Genomic DNA, 21,034 nt, shown 5'->3' on the forward strand with positions numbered 1-21,034 from the left:
CAGCAAGAGCCAGAACGGCTTGATTCCTTCGTGGAATCAATTGGCATATTGTTGCGATGTTGTGTTTGCAAACTCGTATTTCGAGTTAGGTAGGTTTCTACCAAGTTTCGCCTCTCTAACTAGAGACGAAACACATACTTCCTGTATTTATTTTGACCTGTCTGTCAAATTATTTAGCACCGCCTTATGGCGGTGTTTTTTTATCTGTTTAACTTACCCTAGATACCATTTTGGTATCATGACAAAGTCATCAAAAAGCTATACAAATAAAAAAGCGCAAACCGAATGAACGATTTGCGCTTTCTAGACTCATAAAGCCTCTATTAAGGGCGGTAAACCTTAACGTTAGCAAAACCTTGCTCTTGAAGGTATAACGCTTGTAGGCGGCTCATGACGCCACGATCACAGTACAGCAGGTAAGTCTTAGACTGATCTAAATCACCAAACTGTGTACCCAACTTATAGAAAGGCAGGTGTTTCACTTCAACACCGTCGATCTCAAGTGGATTATCTTCTTCTTCTTCTGGGCTACGGATATCAAGAACAATCGCGTGTTGCTCAACCGCCTGCACCTGCTCTACTTCCGGTGCTGCCGCTGCCGTTTCTTTAGCAATATCACGGATGTCCATCTGACGGGCATCGCGAACCACTTGCTCAAGAATACTGAAATCGAACTTGTCTTCTTCTGCATCAAGTTTAGCTTTGACTGCTTTCACTGTTGGCTTCTTCGAAATCACACCACAGTACTCAGGCATAGTCTTCGCGAAATCTTCAGTACCGATGTCACGCGCTAGGTTGATGATGTCTTCTTTATCCCAGTTGATAAGCGGACGCAGAATCAACGTATCTGTCACGTTATCAATATGGCGCAAGTTCGTGAGCGTCTGGCTTGATACCTGACCCAATGCTTCACCGGTTACCAAAGCTTGAATGCCAAACTTCTCAGCAACCATACCAGCGGCACGCATAAACATACGCTTGAGGATAACGCCCATTTGACCATCATCGACCTTCTCGAGAATCTCAGCCACAACTGGCTCAAAATCAATCGAGATAAAACGTACCTTGGCAGAAGAACCGTACTTGTTCCAAAGGTAGTGAGATACCTGCTTAACACCGATTTCGTGTGCTGGACCACCAAGATTAAAGAAACAGTAATGAACTTTAGAGCCACGTTTGATATGCAGATAGCTTGAAACACCAGAATCAAAGCCGCCAGAGATCAGGCTCAATACGTCTTCCTGAGTGCCTAGAGGGAAACCGCCTAGACCTTTGTGACGTTTAATTACTTGGTTGAGCTTCTCGTTTGCCACTTCCACTTTAACCGTCACATCTGGGTTACGCAGTTTCACGCTCGCGCTTTCAATCGCTTGGTTCAGACCACCACCGACATAACGCTCTAGCTCAATAGAAGTGAAATCATGCTTACCACGACGCTTAGCTCGAACAACAAAGGTTTTGCCCTCAAGGCTAGGACGATTGAGCTCAAGTACTTGCTCGAAAATATCGTGCAAATCTTTAAACTCTGATTGCTGAACTTCCAGAACATGGTGAATACCTGGAGTTTGAGTCAACACTTCCACTGTTTCTTTGTAGAATTCATCCGTTTCAGATGTGACTTCAATATGGTCGCGACGATTGAAAACAGCTACAGACTCTGTACGACTCTTAATAATGTTACGAATATTACATTCAAGAATCTTTGTGAAGCGCTTACGCACAGACTCACTTTTTACAAAAATTTCTGGATGGGGCTTTACGATAAATTTCATAATTCACTTCACAAGTTAACTGTTTCGCTATTTTCACGCTCTACGGAGCCTAGCAGCTGTGTTTAGCTTTAAGCTGCCTCTAAGGGCGCAAGATTATACATGAAGCAAAGACCATAAAAAAGACGAGCATTTCGCTCGTCTTTTCTTAGTTCGTACTTGGTAAGGATGGAACTTCATCACTATAGAGAGGTTCCCCTTGCATAATACTGATTTCAACGCGGCGGTTACGTGAACGCTGCGCTTCGGTATCATTTGGCCCAAGCGGCTGCGTATCTGCCATACCGCGGACTTGAAGACGCTGATGAGAGAAACCACGAACTTTTTCCATCTCCTGTGCGACTGATACAGCTCGTTGAGCGGAAAGATCCCAGTTGGAGCGATACAACTCAGAGTCAATTCGCTGGTTATCTGTATGACCAGAGACACGCACTATCCCCGGAATATCTTTGACTAACTCCGCAATCTGTCTGACTAGCGGACGGAACTTAGGCTGAAGGAATGCAGAACCTTCAGGGAATGCCCCTTTCTCTCGAATACGGATATCAATCTGCTGGCCTAAATTCTCAACTTCAATCGCGCCTTGCTCAATTTCACGCTCCAAAGCTTTCTTGATGCTCTCCATCAGGGTTTCCAGTTCCTGAGAAAGCTCAGCTGACTGCTGCTGTTCGCTATCTGATTCCGAGTTTTGACTATCCTGCGTCGAAGTATCCGGTGACTTACCTCCAGTTTGTTTACCTTTATCACGCTGCGTACCACCAGCACGATCTGATTCACCTTCATGAAACTCTAGTGTCTGCTGAGTAATATCAATGGTTTGCTGCATGATGACATCAATCGGGGTCGGCTCAGGTCGGCCTGGACGAAACTCCTGCGCAATGATACTGGTGCCTTTAGGAATATCTTTTACTTCCAGTCGGTTCTGTACACCGAACGCAAACTTCATTGAACCTGCAATCTGCTTGAACTTCAGTACGTCCATCTCAGAGAATGACAACAGAAGTACGAAGAAGCACATTAACAGTGACATCAAGTCAGCAAATGTTCCCATCCATAACGGTAAACCGGGGGGTGGGCATTTTGGTTCTTCCTCTTCCATACCAGCGACCTTACTCGTTATCTACATCAAGAGCACGCTTACCTTCGTTGAGGTAATTCTTCAGATAGCTGTCGATAACGCGTGGGTTCTGTCCATCCTGAATAGCGAGCACACCATCCATGATTAGACGACGGTTGAGTTTTTCCTGATCGCGGCGCAGTGACAATTTGTCTGCAATAGGGAAGAACACCATGTTAGATAAGATTGCGCCGTAGAGCGTCGTCAGAAGTGCGACCGCCATTGCTGGGCCGATCGCTTTCGGGTCATCCATGTTCGACAGCATGGCAACCAGACCAACTAGCGTACCGATCATCCCCATTGCAGGAGCAACGTCGCCGAAAGCTCGGAATACACTAGCACCAAAGTCATGGCGCTCATCAGTCAGGACAATATCTTTTTGCAGTGCCGCACGCACGACATCAGCATCATGGCCATCGACCAGTAAATCAATGCCCTTCTGCATGAAGTTGTTAGTGATCTCCATTTCTTCGAGAGCCAGAAAGCCACCTTTACGTGCTGCGTCCGCCATTTCGACCACTTTAGCAATCAGATCTTCAGGTTCATCGACTTTGAACATGAAGGCTTTGCCCGCAATCTTAGCCGCGCCGAAAAACTGCCCCATGGTAAATTTCATCAGGACAACGAAGGTCGAGCCACCAACTACGATTAGAATAGAGGTCACATCGACGAACATCATTATGCTTCCGCCCAGAATCATCGCCATGATTACGAAAGCAAAGCCGCCAATGAGCCCTATCAGCGTTGCTAAATCCACAAAGCACTCCTCATGCTATCTTTTAAGCTTCTGGTAAATTATATCGGCAACATCTTCAGATCTTTAGTGTTTTATTGGTATCGCACTCACACAAATATAGATGTTATGGCGACAGAGTAAACTAGACTAAAGCAGTGCCGTGACCTTTATAGATAATATTGACCGCGCCAACTCGATTTTTCTGTCAATTTTCCTCGGTTAAATTTGACCATCATTACCTGCTAAGGTAACTTTCGTGCATCTTTTCAAATGTAGAAATATTATGGCGAGCAAGAAACCTGAAAACATGTCCTTTGAGGCAGCAATTGAAGAACTCGACTCTATTGTTGAACACCTTGAAAACGGTGATCTGGCTCTTGATGACGCACTGAAAAAGTTCGAACGTGGTATCGCGCTTGCCCGTGAAGGTCAGAGTAAGCTAAGCGATGCAGAACAACGCGTCAGTATCTTACTACAGAATGACGATGAGACTCCGCTTTCAGAGTTCTCGACTCAGCCAGAATAATTACCACAGAAGAATTGCTCCTATGCACGAGGCGTTAACCTCTCTACAACAAAGAAACAATCGACAATTAGAGCGCTGGCTAAACCAGCTTCCTCATCAGGAACAGCCTCTGATTGAAGCCATGCGCTACGGCCTGCTATTAGGTGGAAAACGCGCACGCCCGTTTCTGGTCTATATCACAGGCCAGATGTTGGGCTGTAAGCTGGAAGAGTTAGATACCCCAGCATCGGCGATTGAATGCATCCATGCATACTCGCTTATCCACGATGATTTACCTGCGATGGACGATGATGAGCTTCGTCGTGGACAACCAACCTGCCATATCAAATTCGATGAAGCCACAGCGATCCTGACTGGCGATGCCCTGCAAACCTTGGCATTTACTATTCTTGCTGATGGCGAATTGAGCCCTGAAGCAGAAACCTATCGTATAAAGATGGTGAAAGCACTGGCAGAAGCATCCGGCGCAAATGGTATGTGCCTAGGACAAGCTTTGGACCTATCGGCAGAAGGTCAAAAGGTATCGCTTGCAGAGTTGGAAAACATTCACCGTAATAAAACCGGTGCACTAATGAAATGTGCAATCCGGCTTGGAGCGCTTGCTGCAGGGCAGAAAGGCTCTGAAATCTTACCTCAGTTAGACCAGTTTGCTGACGCTATTGGCCTAGCGTTTCAGGTTCAAGACGACATTTTAGATATTATCAGTGACACAGAGACCTTAGGTAAACCTCAAGGTTCTGATCAGGATTTAGACAAAAGTACTTATCCTGCACTGCTAGGATTAGAAGGCGCTATTAACAAAGCTCACACTCTGTTAACGGAAGCTCTTCAAGCTTTAGAAGCAATCCCATACAATACAGAATTACTCGAAGAGTTCGCCCGATACGTCATCGAGCGCAAGAACTAAACTAAAAGCGCGCATTTATATGACTCTTGATATTTCAAAATATCCAACACTGGCTCTGGCAAATACTCCAGATGAACTACGTAGCCTTCCTAAGGAAGCTTTGCCTACGCTGTGTGACGAATTACGCACCTACTTACTGAACTCTGTCAGTCAATCCAGCGGTCACCTAGCCTCAGGCTTAGGTACTGTGGAACTTACAGTGGCGCTTCACTATGTGTACAACACCCCGTTTGATCAACTGGTTTGGGATGTTGGCCATCAAGCATATCCGCACAAGATTCTGACAGGTCGCCGAGACCAAATGTCGACTATCCGTCAGAAAGGCGGACTGCACCCTTTTCCTTGGCGCGAAGAAAGTGAGTATGACACGCTATCTGTCGGTCACTCATCAACCTCTATCAGCGCTGCGCTAGGTATGGCGATCAGCGCGGAGAAAGAAGGTGAAAATCGCAAAGTGGTCAGCGTGATTGGTGATGGTGCAATTACCGCTGGTATGGCATTTGAAGCAATGAACCACGCGGGCGATGTCCACTCAGACATGCTGGTCGTGCTAAATGACAACGAGATGTCGATCTCTGAAAACGTTGGTGCACTGAATAACCACCTTGCTCAGGTGCTTTCTGGCAGCCTCTACACCTCTATTCGTGAAGGCGGAAAAAAAGTACTGTCAGGCGTTCCACCAATCAAAGAACTGGTTCGCCGCACCGAAGAACATCTTAAAGGCATGGTCGTACCCGGCACTCTGTTTGAAGAGTTGGGGTTTAACTACATTGGACCGGTTGACGGTCACGATGTTAATGAACTGGTCAAAACATTGAAGAACATGCGTGAACTAAAAGGTCCGCAATTCCTTCATATCATGACTAAGAAAGGCAAAGGTTACGAGCCTGCTGAGAAAGACCCTATCGGTTATCACGGCGTGCCTAAGTTCGACCCTGCCCATACTTCATTGCCAAAGAGCAGCGGCAGCAAGCCAACCTTCTCAAAGATTTTCGGTGATTTCTTGTGTGATATGGCCGCTCAGGACCCGAAATTGATGGCCATCACGCCAGCGATGCGTGAAGGTTCCGGCATGGTTCGCTTCTCTAAGGAATACCCACAGCAGTATTTTGATGTGGCGATCGCGGAACAACATGCCGTCACCTTGGCAACAGGTATGGCGATTGCGGGCAACAACCCGATTGTCGCGATTTACTCGACTTTCCTTCAACGCGGTTACGATCAGTTGATTCACGACATCGCCATCATGGATCTCCCTGTGATGTTTGCGATTGACCGTGCAGGGTTAGTCGGTGCTGATGGTCAGACTCACCAAGGTGCGTTTGATCTGAGCTTTATGCGTTGTATCCCAAACATGGTCATCATGGCACCAAGTGATGAGAACGAATGTCGTCAAATGCTCTACACAGGGCATAAGCACACGGGACCAAGTGCTGTACGTTACCCTCGTGGTAGCGGCATTGGAACTGAAATTGAGCAAGATTTCACTGCGTTAGAAATTGGCAAAGGCCGAGTCGTACGAAAAGGTGAAAAAGTGGCGATTCTCAGCTTCGGCACCTTCCTAGGCAATGCACTGGAAGCGGCTGAAAAGCTCAATGCAACTGTCGCTGATATGCGTTTTGTCAAACCACTTGATGAAGCTTTGATTAAACAGCTTGTTGATGAGCATGAAGTGATTGTCACATTAGAAGAAAATGCCATCGCAGGCGGCGCTGGTGCTGGCGTGATCGAGTTTATGATGCAAGAAAAACTCATTAAGCCAGTACTGAACTTAGGTCTTCCTGACCAATTCATTGCTCAAGGAACTCAAGATGAGCTGCATCAAGCACTCGGATTAGATGCCACAGGCATTGAGCAGTCAATTCGAAATTACCTCGAAAAATAGCGCTCAGTTCAGCTTACATTATTGCTAAAAAGCTCTCTTTCGAGAGCTTTTTTCATTCTATTCAGGCATCTGCCAAGCAAACTCATCGCAAATCTTCTGCCATGTGTCATCAACTTTCGCTTTAATCAGCACCGTCTGGTTAGTAAACGGGTGCACAAACTCCAAGCTTGAGGCATGCAAAAGCAAGCGGTGGGAATCATACACTTCTCTAAACAGTTTGTTGTGCTTGCCATCACCATGCGTGGTATCACCGACTATCGGATGACGAAGGTGAGCCATATGGCGTCTGAGCTGATGTTTACGCCCAGTCAGAGGCTTTAATTCCATCAAACAGTAACGAGTCGTGGGAAACTTTCCTGTTGAATAAGGGATCTCTGCTTTTGCCAATGTGTGGTAATCGGTGATCGCCTCCTGAGCCTCCTTCTCTTGGCTCGCATGCTTATCGGCGATCTTATCCAGCTCAACCTTTAAAGCATAATCTAATCGTCCCGCCTCTTCAATCCAACCTCGCACAATGGCGTGATAGGTCTTGACCATTTCATAGTTGGCAAACATAGGCATCACTTGAGAGGCCACACCACTCGACAAGGCAAAAATCAGTACACCCGACGTCGGTCGGTCAAGACGATGAAGTGGAAATACATGTTGACCAATTTGGTCACGCAATGTCTGCATCACAAACTGAGTTTCGTGTTTATCTAACCAACTACGGTGAACCAACATCCCAGCAGGCTTGTTCACGGCAACAAAGTACTCGTCCTGAAAAACAATATCTAATATCACGCACAGGCCTCATCTATCGCTCTAAGTAGATCAAGTAATGGAGTATATGCCCCATGCTCTTTCCAACACTCTTCAAAGTAAGGCGTAATCGCAAAGCCCGCGGGTAAAGGCATCTTCTGCTCAAGAAGATATGCCATTTTTGGTAAAAATACCCACTGTAACCATTGTTCTGGTTGTAACGTATCGACCGCAAAAGGTTCAGCACTTTGTAGCGCTTGGTCAGCTGGTTTGTGTCGTTGCCACAGTTTTAGCTCGCGCATGACAGAGGATAACTGGTCTAGAAGTGTTACTAATTGCTGTTCTTTTGTCATAAACCTGAGGGGAAACCTTGAAATTAGGCATAAGAGTACCATTTATAGAGGAAAGAAAGTTAGGACTATTCAGCAATGGACACCATTCATACCCTCAGCCAGTTATTAACCAATAGTGAATGCCAATATCAGGTTTACGATCTAGGGCGCCGAATCAAACATATAGACAGCAAAGTGTTTGCCGATGTAGAAAAAGGCCTTCAGCCCTATCCGTTCCCTTTACAGCGCAAAGCACATCTCGCGATTGCTTACTGGAATGAACACAAGCAACCGTGGATTTGGTTCTTGAAGTTTGAGCTGGATGAACGTGGTCTATTGAAGCAGGCTGACGTAGGCAACTTTATTAAATATGTTGTTGAGGCGATGGGTACGCGCTTGAGTCAGGAAATGACAGAAGAGCAGCAACAAAAGCTATCGAATAACCCTTATACCTTTAAGCCTGCTGAAGATAAAATGGCTGTGTTTCACAGTCAGATAAGAGCTCAACTCGACTTGCCATGCAGTCAGTACTATGAGCACGCACAGCACTACTTTTCTGGAGGTCTCGGCTGGGACAAATGGCAGACCGTCGGCCTTCAAGGTGTAACCGATATCTGTGCTCGCCTTGGACACAACCAAAACGGCGTCAACTTACGTAAAGCACTAAAGCACCTGCCTAATGAGCCCCTTTATGCCTTGTTAGGAGCGCTGGAGCACACTCCTTTGCCGAATAAACTGGCAGAGCGTCTACAAGAAATAGCCCTTGAGCAGATAGACAGCAATGACCCAGATATCTTCCTCCTCGGCGCTCTCGCTCGTGCATTGTCTGGAGCTAATACGTCGTATTCAGGAGTGATACTCGACAAAATACTCGCGTCTCCTCGCTTAAGTCATCAAGAAGTGTTGATTGGTGTAGCAGGCCGCAGTTGGCACCTTCTCCGCGACCCACAACGTGCGCAGCAATTTCTTCTGCGTTTAGCTCAGACTGGAAATCAGGCACTATTTAATCAACTGTTTGCCGATCTGGTGATGCTGCCTGAATTGAGAATGGTGTTATTACCCCTGCTTCATTCTGCACCATCTCAGGAGCTGGCAGAGGCACTGGTAAAACTTCAACAAGCGACTAAGGGCTAAAAGATGATCGGTGACCTTCTAGCCATTCTGGGATTGGTATTCGGCTGTTTTCTATTCTGGCAACAGAGAAGACAAGCTGAGTTAGCCAAATCAATCGCGGCCAACAAATGTAAGCAGCTCGATCTGCAATTGATCAGCGTCGCGCTAAAAGGTCATAAACTGAAAACGCCAGACGGAATCTGGCGTTGGCACTCTGTTTATCAATTTGAGTTTTCATCGCTTGGTGATGACTGCTACCAAGGCAAGTTGATCATGCAAGGCTTTCGACTGATAAAGGTCGATCTGCCACCTCATCGGATGTAAATACATACTCATTATACAGGCCAAATGCATCACGATTTTGACCGCATAACTCAAAACCCAGCTTGCCTAGAATACGAATCGATGGCGTGTGCTCAATGTTGGCTGTTGCTGATACGCGAGTTAAGTTGAGATCCCGCACCGCCTTAGGGAAAAAGGCCTTCAGTACTTCACTGGCGTACCCCTTCCCCCAATAGGCTTTATCAAAGATATACCCTAATTCCGGCCCACTATCCAAATGATAGATAAATACATGCCCGATATATTCTCGTGAATGACTGTCTAAAACAGCCAACGCATAAATGGTGTGATCATGTAAAACTTGCTGGAAAAGTTGTTTTGCTGAAGAAACAGTGTGCGGTCCATTCATCTCAGCTCGATTCTTGGCACAACAGTTAAGCATCAAGAATTCTGACTGTAATGATTCATTGTATGGCACCAGTAATGTTCGGCGAGTTACGATAGTCACAACACATCCTTATTGACAGCATGCCCCCGAAGCTCAGGGGCTATTTTTTGTTTCCAAACGTAGAAACAAAGCCGAAAAGTTATACCAACTGATAGGTTTAGTTATTGATCTAGATTGTTATTTTGACGTTGTTAGTGTGAGTTATGCCTAAGGTTAAAGAAAAGCCCCGATACGCAAATATCGGGGCTATAGTCTTACTCGTAGCAGTCCGGCCACAAAAGGTGCTCCATGCATCTTCCTTAATAGTCACTGAATCCTTCAGTGTTATCCTGGCTTCGCCGTCCTAGCGGTGTCCTAATCGTCCTGATAGCTAACTGACCTGTTAGCGCACGTCACTTGTTCCTTGAGCGGTGTCCTTTGTATCATCCTGATAATGTCACGCCTCTTCCCAGAGGGACCCTATCCGTCCTTAGTACTGAGTTCCCATCAGTAACTGCTTCCCTACAGTATCCTTCGCTCCTTGCTGACTAGCACTCCTTACTAGCCAAATCTTCGTCCCGAAGATGTTCAGTCCTTAACGTTCCTGTTCCGTGTCAGCATCCCGTCCAACACTTGGTAATTTACCCTACCTCTTTCTATAAGCAATGCGATAAACGAATGCTCAGGTTACATAAATACGCTATTTAGATTTAATATCAAACAAATTCAACAACATAAAATAACAATGCGTTTATCACACCTGTGTAAGACTGTTTTATCGCACACTAAGCGTAAGAGATCTCGCACATTACAAGCGTGCATTTTCTATTCGCATTCACAGGATACGTTGAGTATCATGACGCTAAACGCATTCAAGGAGGTCATATGCTCACTCAAGATGTTAGTCAGGAGCTTAAGGAAGTTTTAGAACAGCTCCAAAAAGAGGGTAAGGAGCCAACCGTCGCCTTGGTGAAAGCACGCCTTAGTACAGCCATCCCTATGCCCGCTCTTATAACGACAATTAAAAGCTGGAAAAGTGCTAACCGTGTTCCCAAAGTAGAAGTCGCTGCTAAAACAGCTAATGACGCATGCAGAATTACTGAGCTGGAAAAACAAGTCGCTGAGTTGACCACTAGGTTGGCACTATTAGAAGAGAAGATGGCGAACTCGTAAGTGAGTTTATCTCGCTGATAAGACCCAGAATAGAAAAAGGCTTGGCGCAATGCCAAGCCTTTTTTGTTTAGGCAGATTGGTGAATTACCAACCTGTTACTTCACGTAGACCTTTACCGATGTCTGCTAGAGACTTAACCGTCTTAACACCTGCTGCTTCTAGAGCTGCAAACTTGTCTTCCGCAGTACCTTTACCACCAGAGATGATTGCACCAGCGTGGCCCATACGTTTACCTGGAGGCGCTGTAACACCAGCGATGTAAGAAACTACAGGTTTAGTCACGTTCTCTTTGATAAACGCCGCTGCTTCTTCTTCTGCTGTACCACCGATCTCGCCGATCATTACGATAGCTTCAGTTTCTGGATCTTCTTGGAACAGTTTTAGGATATCAATGAAGTTTGAACCTGGGATTGGGTCACCACCGATACCAACACAAGTAGACTGACCGAAGCCTTCATCTGTAGTCTGCTTAACCGCTTCATACGTTAGAGTACCAGAGCGAGAAACAATACCTACTTTACCTTTCTTGTGGATATGACCAGGCATGATACCAATCTTACACTCGTCAGGAGTGATTAGACCTGGACAGTTAGGACCGATCATGCGAACGCCAGTTTCTTCTAGCTTCACTTTCACGTCGATCATATCTGTTGTTGGGATACCTTCAGTGATCGTTACGATAAGCTCGATACCTGCATCAATCGCTTCTAGGATTGCATCTTTACAGAAAGGCGCTGGAACGTAGATAACTGTTGCCGTTGCACCAGTTGCTTCTACTGCTTCACGTACAGTGTTGAATACAGGAAGACCAAGGTGAGTTTGACCACCTTTACCTGGAGATACACCACCAACCATCTGTGTACCGTATGCGATAGCTTGCTCAGAGTGGAAAGTACCTTGACCACCAGTGAAACCCTGACAGATTACTTTGGTGTCTTTGTTAATTAGTACAGACATTATTTGCCCTCCGCAGCAGCAACAACTTTCTGAGCTGCGTCAGTTAGTGACTCAGCAGCGATGATATCAACATCAGAATTAGCAAGAACTTCGCGACCTAGGTCTGCGTTAGTACCTTCAAGACGAACAACAACAGGTACGCTTACACCTACCTCTTTAACTGCACCAATAATACCTTCTGCGATCATGTCACAACGCACGATACCACCGAAGATGTTTACTAGTACTGCTTTTACATTGTCATCAGATAGAATGATCTTGAATGCTTCTGCTACACGCTCTTTAGTCGCGCCGCCACCTACATCTAGGAAGTTCGCTGGCTTACCACCGTGTAGGTTTACAATATCCATTGTGCCCATTGCTAGGCCCGCACCGTTAACCATACAGCCAACGTTGCCATCTAGAGCGACATAGTTCAGTTCCCACTGAGCAGCATGAGCTTCACGCTCATCTTCTTGTGAAGGATCGTGCATTTCACGCAGCTTAGGCTGACGGTACATAGCGTTTGAATCGATGTTAATCTTGCCATCTAGACAAAGCAGGTTACCTTCACCAGTAACAACTAGTGGGTTGATTTCTAGTAGTGCTAGATCGTACTGAGCAAACATAGTACCAAGACCCATGAAGATCTTAACGAACTGCTTGATCTGGTCACCCGCTAGGCCTAGTTTGAACGCAAGTTCACGGCCCTGATAAGCTTGAGGGCCAACCAATGGGTCGATCGCAGCTTTGTGGATTAGCTCCGGCGTTTCTTCCGCAACTTTCTCAATCTCAACACCGCCTTCCGTTGAAGCCATGAAAACGATCTTACGGCTTGCACGGTCAACAACCGCACCAAGGTAAAGTTCGTTAGCAATATTAGACGCTTCTTCAACAAGGATTTTTGTAACAGGCTGACCATTTGCATCTGTTTGGTAAGTTACCAGGTTCTTACCTAGCCATTTTTGCGCAAATTCTTTTACGCCATCTTTTGTGTCATGTAGTTCAACACCACCCGCTTTACCGCGGCCACCAGCGTGAACCTGACATTTAACAACTTTTTTCTCTGTGCTAATGCGTCCCGCAGCTTCGAAAGCTTCTTGAGGGGTATCACACGCATAGCCTTCCGGTACAGGCAAACCGAATTCTGCAAACAGCTGTTTGGCTTGGTATTCATGCAAATTCATTTTGATATTCCGTTTGTTTTCCCTTGAGGGATTATTATGTCCATGACGCTTTGATCGAAACGACCTAACGTCTGTAGGGTCTTCTCAAATAAACCACTAGCTATCCAATTCAATAACGAGTGCTTCAAATGAAGGCTGAGCGTTGAGCGTGCTCAGCCTTAGAAACTTTAGGCACCAGATTACCAAAATCAATCTGATGCCTGAGTTAATTACACGTCAAGAAGTAGACGAGCTGGATCTTCCAGTAGCTCTTTGATGGTAACCAAGAAACCAACTGACTCACGACCATCAATCAAACGGTGATCGTAAGAAAGTGCAAGGTACATCATAGGTAAAATTTCTACTTTGCCATCAACAGCCATTGGTCTCTCTTGGATCTTGTGCATGCCAAGAATCGCTGATTGCGGCGGGTTGATGATTGGCGTAGACATTAGTGAACCAAAGACACCACCGTTAGTGATAGTAAAGTTACCACCCATCAGCTCGTCTACTGTCAACTTGCCGTCACGACCTTTGATCGCTAACTCTTTGATGCCTTTTTCTACATCAGCAAAACCTAGCGTATCGCAATCTTTTAGGACTGGAGTAACTAGACCACGAGGCGTAGAAACCGCCATACTGATGTCGAAGTAGTTGTGGTAAACAATGTCATCGCCATCAATAGAAGCGTTTACTTCTGGGTAACGTTTCAGTGCTTCGGTAACCGCTTTCACGTAGAAAGACATGAAACCAAGACGGATGCCGTGGCGCTCTTCGAATTGATCTTTGTATTGCTTACGAAGATCCATGATTGGCTTCATGTTTACTTCGTTAAACGTAGTCAACATTGCCGTGTTGTTTTTCGCTTCAAGCAGACGATTTGCAACAGTTTTGCGCAGACGCGTCATAGGAACGCGTTTCTGGCTGCGAGCTGCTGCTGGCGCTTCGGCTACAGGAGCGTCTGCTTTCGGTGCAGCTTTGGCATTCGCAAGGTGCGCTTCAATATCTTCGCGCGTAATACGACCACCAACACCTGTACCTTTCACTTGGCTTGCTTCCAAGTTGTGTTCAGCAAGAAGACGACGTACAGCTGGGCTCAGCGCATCGTTGCTTTCTTCACTCAGAGACGCTTTGTGACGCTTATCTGGGGACGCTTCCGCTTCCTCAGTGGTATCTTTTGTTGGCTCACCAGCAACAGCACCAGGTTTAAGTTTAGCAATCAGTTGCTTAGAAAGAACGGTAGCACCTTCTTCTTCGATGATAGCCTCTAGAACACCCGCTTCAGGAGCCGGTACTTCTAGAACTACTTTATCAGTTTCAATGTCAACCAGAACTTCGTCACGCTCTACCGCGTCACCTGGTTGTTTGTGCCATGTTGCTACTGTCGCATCAGCAACAGATTCAGGTAAATCTGGAACCAGAATTTCAATTGTCATATCTGTTTCTTCCTTTAACTTCAGTTCTTAGTCTGAAGCTTTTGTATTCACGGTAAGTGCGTCTTCAACCAACGCTTTCTGTTGTTTCAAGTGTACTGACATGTAACCTACTGCAGGTGATGCTGACGCTGGACGTCCAGCGTATTTAAGATCTGCACCTGCCGGAATAGCAGCACGGAAGTTGTGTTGGCTTGAGTACCAAGCGCCTTGGTTTTGCGGCTCTTCCTGACACCAAACGAAATCTTCTACATTTGTGTATTGCTCGATGGCAGCTTTAACCTCTTCCAGAGGGAATGGGTAAAGTTGCTCAATCCGCACAATCGCTACGTCTTCTTGCTCGTTGTTACGACGTTGTTCTAATAGGTCGAAATACACCTTACCTGAACAGAAAACGACGCGTTTCACTTTCTTAGCATCCAACTTGTCTATCTCAGCAATCGCTGGCTGGAAGGTACCTTCCGCAAGCTCTTCAATAGATGACGTACATAGAGGATGACGAAGCAATGACTTAGGAGACATCACGATAAGAGGACGGCGCATCGGGCGCACAACCTGACGGCGAATCATGTGGTACACCTGAGCTGGCGTAGATGGCACAACAACCTGCATGTTTTGCTCAGCACAAAGCTGTAGGTATCGCTCCAAACGTGCGGAAGAGTGCTCTGGTCCCTGACCTTCATAGCCATGTGGCAGCAACATTGTCAGGCCACACAGACGCGCCCATTTTTGCTCACCTGAGGATATGAACTGGTCAATAACTACCTGAGCACCATTAGCAAAGTCACCAAATTGCGCTTCCCAAATAGTTAGGCCGCTTGGCTCTGCTGTGGCATATCCATACTCAAATGCCAGCACGGCCTCTTCTGACAAAACAGAGTCATAAACTTCAAACGGACCCTGCTTGTCATGAATATTGGCCAATGGCACAAATGTACTTGCATCCGTTTGGTTGTGCAGAACTGAGTGACGGTGGAAGAAAGTACCACGACCCGAGTCCTGTCCAGAAATACGAATACGCTTACCATCATCAACAAGAGTCGCATATGCCAGTGTTTCTGCCATACCCCAGTCAATCGCTTTCTCACCATTTAACATCGATTTACGATCATTGTATAGCTTGTTAACACGGCTCTGTAGCTTGTGGCTTTCTGGGTACTGACAAATGCGCTGTCCCAACTCTAGCAAACGTTCTTTTTGGAACTCACTGTCCCACTCAACGTCCCAATCATGCCCAATGTACGGAGCCCAGTCGACAGAGTGAAGTGCCATTGGACGCCACTCTTTAACAACGACTTCACCACGATCCAGAGCATCACGATATTCATTTACTAGCTGAGTCGCGGTATCAATACCAAAGTCCCCACGCTCAATTAACACGTCAGCGTAAAGCTTACGTGGCGTTGGATGCTTTTTAATTTTTTGATACATCAATGGCTGAGTAGCGTTTGGCTCATCCGCTTCGTTGTGACCATGGCGACGGTAACAAACCAAATCAATCACAACATCACGCTTAAACTCATTACGATAATCAAGAGCAATGCGAGTCACGAATGCAACTGCCTCTGGATCGTCAGCATTAACGTGGAAAATTGGTGCCTGTACCATTTTCGCAATATCAGTACAGTACATAGTCGAACGCGTATCGTTCGGGTTTGACGTAGTGAAACCAACCTGGTTGTTCACAACAATGCGAACAGTACCACCAACTCGGAAACCACGAGACTGAGACATGTTAAATGTTTCAGCAACAACACCCTGACCTGCAACTGCAGAGTCACCATGAATAGTGATAGGAAGAACAGTACTTCCCTCAGTATCACCAAGACGATCTTGACGCGCGCGAACCGAACCAATAACTACTGGATTAACAATCTCAAGGTGAGAAGGGTTGAAAGCCAGTGCTAAATGCACATCGCCGCCTGGGGTAGCAAAATCTGCTGAGAAACCTTGGTGATACTTAACATCACCAGTACCCCATGTTTCGTCATGTTTACCCGCAAACTCGTCGAACAGATCCTGAGGCTTTTTACCTAGAACGTTGACCAGCATATTCAAGCGACCACGGTGTGCCATACCAATAACAACTTCGCGCATGCCGTTTTTACCAGCGTGGCGGATTAGTTCTTTCGTCATTGGAATGAGCGCATCACCACCCTCTAGCGAGAAACGCTTCGCACCTGGGAACTTAGCGCCTAAGTATCGCTCTAGGCCTTCTGCAGCGGTCAGCTCTTCAAGAAACTCTTGTTTCTCTTCTTTTGAAAAAGAAGGCTTACCTACCACTGATTCTAAACGTTGCTGGATCCAACGTTTTTGCTCAGTGTCTGTCATGTGCATGTATTCTGCACCAACGGAGCCACAGTAGATTTTATTGAGAGAGGAGTAGATGTCTTTCAGCAACATGGTCTCTTGACCAATTGCAAAAGAACCGACGTTAAACGATTCTTCGAAGTCATCTTCGGTGAGATTGTGGAATGCTGGGTCTAGCTCCGCCACTGTTGGACGTTGCCATAAACCGAGTGGATCAAGTTCTGCAGCTTCATGACCGCGGAAACGGTATGCGTTAATAAGTTGAAGAACTTTTACTTGCTTAGCGTCGACATCTGGATCACTAACTTGGACATTGTAATGCTTTGTTTCTTGAGCGAGTCGTCGGAAGTAGTCGCGGACACGCGAATGAGGCTGCTCAACAACCTCTTCAGAAGGCTTAGGCAAGCCATCAAATACACGTTTCCACTCCTCACTTACCAGATCGGGATCACTTAGATACAGTTCGTAGAGATCTTCTACATAAGTTGCATTGGCGCCAGCCAAGTGTGAAGACTCGAGCCATGCCTTCATCACGCCGTTGTGCATATTTTCCCTTAACCAGTAGTTTTCACGTTTGCTTCGGTCTATGCCGAGCTATAAAGAGCCGATCACCAGAGTGATCGGCAATTTTTATTGTTTATTAAACCGAACGATTGACCAGCATTGTCTTAATGTGACCGATAGCCTTCGTTGGGTTTAGTCCCTTAGGACAAACACTTACACAATTCATGATGCCATGGCAACGGAAAACGCTAAATGCATCATCAAGATTTGACAAACGTTCATCTGTTGCCGTATCGCGGCTGTCGATCAGCCAACGATAAGCAGCAAGCAACCCTGCAGGACCGATAAATTTATCTGGGTTCCACCAGAACGATGGGCACGATGTCGTACAACATGCACACATGATACATTCGTACAATCCATCCAAGTGAGCGCGTTCATCAGGAGATTGAAGATTCTCGCGAGATGGTGGCAGAGCATCGTCATCAATCAGGAATGGTTTTACCTTCGCGTAGTTATCGTAGAACTGAGTCATATCGACAATCAAATCACGAACCACTGGCAAGCCAGGTAATGGACGAATTACCAGCTTGTCACCTGCTAGTGCAGATAACGGCGTAATACAGGCCAAACCGTTTTTACCATTCATGTTAAGGCCGTCTGAACCACACACCCCTTCACGACATGAACGGCGGAATGCGATTGTTGGGTCTTGTTCTTTAAGCAGAATCAAAGCGTCCAAAACCATCATGTCAGAGCCTTCGTCTACTTCAAGGATGTAATCCTTCATGTATGGCTTATCATCGATATCTGGGTTGTAGCGATACAAAGAGAAGTTCAGTTTCATTATTCATTCCTCCCTTAGTATGTACGTACTTTCGGCGGGAAAGCTTCACGGTGAACTGGCGTCATGTTGACATCACGCTTAGTCATCGCTTCCGTTTCCGGGTTGTAAATAGAGTGGCATAGCCAATTCTGGTCGTCACGCTCAGGGTAATCAAATCGAGCATGTGCACCACGACTTTCAGTACGGTAGTTTGCCGCCACTGCTGTCGAGAAGGCCGTTTCCATCAAGTTGTCTAGCTCCAGACACTCGATACGCTGAGTATTGAACTCAGACGATTTATCGGCAAGATGTGCGTCTTTCAAGCGCTCGCGAATAACTTTTAGTTCTTCTAGACCCGTTGCCATTGCATCACCTTCACGGAAAACCGAGAAGCTGTTTTGCATACACGTTTGTAGGTCTTTACGAATCTGTACTGGGTCTTCACCACCCGTGCTATTTTCCCAACGCATAGTACGCGCTAGAGATGCTTCAATGTCAGATTCTGTCGCTGGGCGAGCTTCAGTTTGAGCCGCCAACGTTTCGCCTAGGTGTAGACCAGTAGCACGGCCGAATACAACCAAATCAAGCAGTGAGTTACCACCCAAACGGTTAGCACCGTGAACAGATACCGAAGCAATTTCACCACAAGCAAACAGGCCTTGAACTTCAGATTCGCTGCCGTCAGCCGCTTGTTTAATCGCCTGACCTGAAACCTGAGTTGGTACACCACCCATCATGTAGTGACAAGTTGGAATAACCGGGATTGGTTCTTTAACTGGATCTACGTGAGCAAACGTACGTGAAAGCTCACAAATACCTGGTAGGCGAGACTCAAGAACATCTTTACCTAGGTGATCCAGCTTAAGCTTAATGTGAGGACCCCATGGGCCATCGCAGCCGCGGCCTTCACGGATTTCGATCATCATTGAACGCGCTACAACGTCTCGACCCGCTAGGTCTTTCGCGTTAGGCGCATAACGTTCCATGAAGCGCTCACCATCTTTATTAAGAAGATAACCACCTTCACCACGACAACCTTCGGTAACCAGTACACCAGCACCGGCAATACCTGTTGGGTGGAACTGCCACATTTCCATGTCTTGCATTGGCACACCTGCGCGTAGTGCCATACCAACACCATCACCGGTATTGATGTGTGCGTTAGTTGTTGAAGCGTAGATACGACCAGCACCACCAGTGGCTAGAACGGTAGCTTTAGATTTGAAGTAGCAAATCTCACCCGTTTCCATACAGATTGCAGTACAACCCATAATGGCACCGTCTTGGTTCTTAACCAGATCAAGCGCGTACCATTCAGAGAAGATAGTGGTTTTGTGTTTTACATTTTGTTGGTACAGAGTATGAAGCAGTGCATGACCAGTACGGTCAGCGGCAGCAGCGGTACGAGCGGCTTGCTCGCCACCAAACTCTTTCGACTGGCCGCCAAAAGGACGTTGGTAAATCGTTCCGTTATCAAAGCGAGAAAATGGAAGACCCATTTTTTCTAATTCAATAACCGACTCAGGACCATTCTTACACATATACTCGATAGCATTTTGGTCACCGATGTAATCCGACCCTTTAACGGTGTCGTACATGTGCCATTGCCAATCGTCTTTGTGTGAATTGCCCAGTGCTACGGTAATACCACCTTGAGCAGAAACAGTGTGTGAACGAGTAGGAAATACTTTAGATAGCAAAGCACAAGTCAGGCCTTGCTCAGAAATTTGTAGCGCAGCACGCATGCCTGCACCACCAGCGCCGATTACTACGGCATCAAATTCGCGAACTGGAATAGACACTTACGCACCCCACAGAATAAATAGACCAGAGAAGAAGTAACCAAATAGCACTGCAATGATGCCTAGCTGTAGAAAACCGCGAAGCTTAGCGCATTTGATGTAGTCTGTAAGAACTTGCCATAGACCAATCCAAGCGTGGATAAGAACGGATACCAACGCAAGCATGGTAAAGACTTTAGTAAAAGTCCCACCGAAGAACTGTGTCCAAGATACGTAAGAAATATCTGAGAAAGCACAGAAGCTCACCAGATAGATAGTATAAAGCGTCATAATGATTGCAGTTGCACGAATTAGTAGGAAATCGTGCACACCATTACGACCAAAAGATGAAATGTGTTTTACCATACCAGAATCCCCGCAAGTACAGACAGAACGGCCGTCGCTGCGAATGCAACCTTAGCGCTCATTGCGCCAGATTCCAGCTCTTCAAAATGACCTAGGTCCATCAACAAGTGACGAATACCACCTGCTATATGGTAGGCCAAAGCCGTCAAAATACCCCACAAAATAAATTTCACAAAGAAACCGTCAACGATGTCGACAGCTTGTGCGTAACCTACAGGGGAAGACAGGGAAATGGATAATAACCAAAGAAGTATCCCGATCGCGACAAACGTAATTACACCTGAAACTCGGTGCAGGATAGATGCGATTGCTGTGATCGGAAAGTTGATAGTCTGCAAATCTAAATTAACAGGTCTTGACTTTCTTTCTTTCACGGGCTTGCTCACTCAGCTCCATTGAAGCATTTATTGTTATGAACGAAATTTGATTGCAAACCTACAAAAGTTAACATTTATTTAACAACAAGCAGGCAAAAAACCGGGGTAAATTTGTAAAATATTTGTTAACAACAAGATTTGAAACATCACCTCACATTTGTTTCAAACCTTGAATTTATAAGGTTTCCACCAAAATTTACGGCGCCACTATACGGCTGGAAACATTTTAGCACAATTGATGTAACAATTTTTGCTACACAGAACAGATTTTTAACCTTATACGTATAAAAAATCAAAACAAGTGCACAAGTCGGAGGAGAAAAATTG

Annotated in this window: 20 protein-coding genes; 6 read left to right on the top strand and 14 right to left on the bottom strand. The window is 46.0% G+C overall.

The window, feature by feature from the left end:
• Window positions 1-323: 323 nt before the first annotated feature.
• From thiI to pomA, 3 genes are all read right to left on the bottom strand, one after another.
• On the bottom strand, window positions 324-1,772 hold the full coding sequence (thiI, locus tag QMA41_RS06370; protein WP_019276542.1) for a tRNA uracil 4-sulfurtransferase ThiI: 1,449 nt from the start codon (window positions 1,770-1,772) through the stop codon (window positions 324-326).
• Between the two features lie 145 nt (window positions 1,773-1,917).
• Window positions 1,918-2,868, bottom strand: coding sequence for a flagellar motor protein MotB (locus QMA41_RS06375; RefSeq protein WP_019276543.1), 951 nt, complete (start codon window positions 2,866-2,868; stop codon window positions 1,918-1,920).
• Window positions 2,869-2,878: 10 nt separating this feature from the next.
• The gene (gene pomA / locus QMA41_RS06380) at window positions 2,879-3,643 is read right to left on the bottom strand and encodes a flagellar motor protein PomA (RefSeq protein WP_019276544.1); all 765 of its coding nucleotides are present in this window, start codon (window positions 3,641-3,643) and stop codon (window positions 2,879-2,881) included.
• Between the two features lie 262 nt (window positions 3,644-3,905).
• Between pomA and xseB the strand changes: the two genes are divergently transcribed.
• From xseB to dxs, 3 genes are read left to right on the top strand one after another with little or no spacing between them, the layout of a single operon-like run.
• Window positions 3,906-4,148 (top strand): exodeoxyribonuclease VII small subunit, encoded by a 243-nt coding sequence (xseB, locus tag QMA41_RS06385; RefSeq protein WP_006959561.1) that lies wholly within the window; start codon window positions 3,906-3,908, stop codon window positions 4,146-4,148.
• Window positions 4,149-4,170: 22 nt separating this feature from the next.
• Window positions 4,171-5,055 (top strand): (2E,6E)-farnesyl diphosphate synthase, encoded by an 885-nt coding sequence (gene ispA, locus QMA41_RS06390; protein WP_006959562.1) that lies wholly within the window; start codon window positions 4,171-4,173, stop codon window positions 5,053-5,055.
• A 19-nt stretch (window positions 5,056-5,074) separates the two neighbouring features.
• Window positions 5,075-6,940, top strand: a complete 1,866-nt coding sequence (dxs, locus tag QMA41_RS06395; protein WP_281629135.1) for a 1-deoxy-D-xylulose-5-phosphate synthase — start codon at window positions 5,075-5,077, stop codon at window positions 6,938-6,940.
• A gap of 57 nt (window positions 6,941-6,997) precedes the next feature.
• Here dxs and truC read toward each other — a convergent pair whose 3' ends face one another.
• Together truC and QMA41_RS06405 are read right to left on the bottom strand one after the other, a co-directional pair.
• Window positions 6,998-7,720, bottom strand: coding sequence for a tRNA pseudouridine(65) synthase TruC (gene truC, locus QMA41_RS06400; RefSeq protein ID WP_281629173.1), 723 nt, complete (start codon window positions 7,718-7,720; stop codon window positions 6,998-7,000).
• Complete coding sequence (locus tag QMA41_RS06405) at window positions 7,720-8,034, bottom strand: YqcC family protein (protein ID WP_281629136.1); 315 nt, start codon at window positions 8,032-8,034, stop codon at window positions 7,720-7,722. Before QMA41_RS06405 ends, truC begins: the two co-directional genes overlap by 1 nt.
• Window positions 8,035-8,109: 75 nt before the next feature.
• On the opposite strand from QMA41_RS06405, the gene QMA41_RS06410 reads away from it, so the two are divergent.
• Together QMA41_RS06410 and QMA41_RS06415 are read left to right on the top strand one after the other, a co-directional pair.
• A complete protein-coding gene (locus QMA41_RS06410) occupies window positions 8,110-9,147 on the top strand; it encodes a DUF3549 family protein (protein ID WP_281629137.1) in 1,038 nt (345 codons plus the stop codon).
• Window positions 9,148-9,150: 3 nt separating this feature from the next.
• On the top strand, window positions 9,151-9,450 hold the full coding sequence (locus QMA41_RS06415; protein WP_006959567.1) for a DUF3301 domain-containing protein: 300 nt from the start codon (window positions 9,151-9,153) through the stop codon (window positions 9,448-9,450).
• Here QMA41_RS06415 and QMA41_RS06420 read toward each other — a convergent pair.
• Window positions 9,398-9,916 carry a GNAT family N-acetyltransferase gene (locus QMA41_RS06420; protein ID WP_281629138.1) on the bottom strand — a complete coding sequence of 173 codons (519 nt, stop codon included), beginning with the start codon at window positions 9,914-9,916 and terminating at the stop codon, window positions 9,398-9,400. The two genes, QMA41_RS06415 and QMA41_RS06420, sit on opposite strands and share 53 nt — an antisense overlap.
• Before the next feature lie 804 nt (window positions 9,917-10,720).
• Here QMA41_RS06420 and QMA41_RS06425 point away from each other — a divergent pair.
• Window positions 10,721-11,008: a hypothetical protein gene (locus QMA41_RS06425; RefSeq protein WP_006959568.1), complete on the top strand. Its 288-nt coding sequence runs from the start codon at window positions 10,721-10,723 to the stop codon at window positions 11,006-11,008.
• Window positions 11,009-11,092: 84 nt separating this feature from the next.
• On the opposite strand, the gene sucD is transcribed toward QMA41_RS06425, so the two are convergent.
• The 8 genes from sucD to sdhC form a co-directional block, all read right to left on the bottom strand.
• Window positions 11,093-11,965, bottom strand: a complete 873-nt coding sequence (sucD, locus tag QMA41_RS06430) for a succinate--CoA ligase subunit alpha (RefSeq protein WP_006881309.1) — start codon at window positions 11,963-11,965, stop codon at window positions 11,093-11,095.
• Window positions 11,965-13,131: an ADP-forming succinate--CoA ligase subunit beta gene (sucC, locus tag QMA41_RS06435; RefSeq protein WP_006959569.1), complete on the bottom strand. Its 1,167-nt coding sequence runs from the start codon at window positions 13,129-13,131 to the stop codon at window positions 11,965-11,967. Before sucC ends, sucD begins: the two co-directional genes overlap by 1 nt.
• Window positions 13,132-13,340: 209 nt before the next feature.
• The gene (odhB, locus tag QMA41_RS06440; protein ID WP_006959571.1) at window positions 13,341-14,546 is read right to left on the bottom strand and encodes a 2-oxoglutarate dehydrogenase complex dihydrolipoyllysine-residue succinyltransferase; all 1,206 of its coding nucleotides are present in this window, start codon (window positions 14,544-14,546) and stop codon (window positions 13,341-13,343) included.
• Window positions 14,547-14,573: 27 nt separating this feature from the next.
• Complete coding sequence (sucA, locus tag QMA41_RS06445) at window positions 14,574-17,399, bottom strand: 2-oxoglutarate dehydrogenase E1 component (RefSeq protein WP_281629139.1); 2,826 nt, start codon at window positions 17,397-17,399, stop codon at window positions 14,574-14,576.
• 94 nt (window positions 17,400-17,493) lie between these two features.
• On the bottom strand, window positions 17,494-18,204 hold the full coding sequence (locus tag QMA41_RS06450) for a succinate dehydrogenase iron-sulfur subunit (protein WP_281629140.1): 711 nt from the start codon (window positions 18,202-18,204) through the stop codon (window positions 17,494-17,496).
• A 14-nt stretch (window positions 18,205-18,218) separates the two neighbouring features.
• A complete protein-coding gene (sdhA, locus tag QMA41_RS06455; RefSeq protein ID WP_019275577.1) occupies window positions 18,219-19,985 on the bottom strand; it encodes a succinate dehydrogenase flavoprotein subunit in 1,767 nt (588 codons plus the stop codon).
• Window positions 19,986-20,330, bottom strand: a complete 345-nt coding sequence (sdhD, locus tag QMA41_RS06460; protein WP_006959579.1) for a succinate dehydrogenase, hydrophobic membrane anchor protein — start codon at window positions 20,328-20,330, stop codon at window positions 19,986-19,988.
• Window positions 20,324-20,716 carry a succinate dehydrogenase cytochrome b556 subunit gene (sdhC, locus tag QMA41_RS06465; RefSeq protein WP_006959581.1) on the bottom strand — a complete coding sequence of 131 codons (393 nt, stop codon included), beginning with the start codon at window positions 20,714-20,716 and terminating at the stop codon, window positions 20,324-20,326. The genes sdhD and sdhC overlap by 7 nt, the downstream gene beginning before the upstream one ends.
• Window positions 20,717-21,034 lie beyond the last annotated feature (318 nt).

Origin of the sequence: Vibrio sp. St2 (assembly GCF_947311885.1) — a bacterium.
In the GTDB taxonomy this organism is placed as follows: Bacteria; Pseudomonadota; Gammaproteobacteria; order Enterobacterales; family Vibrionaceae; genus Vibrio; species Vibrio coralliilyticus.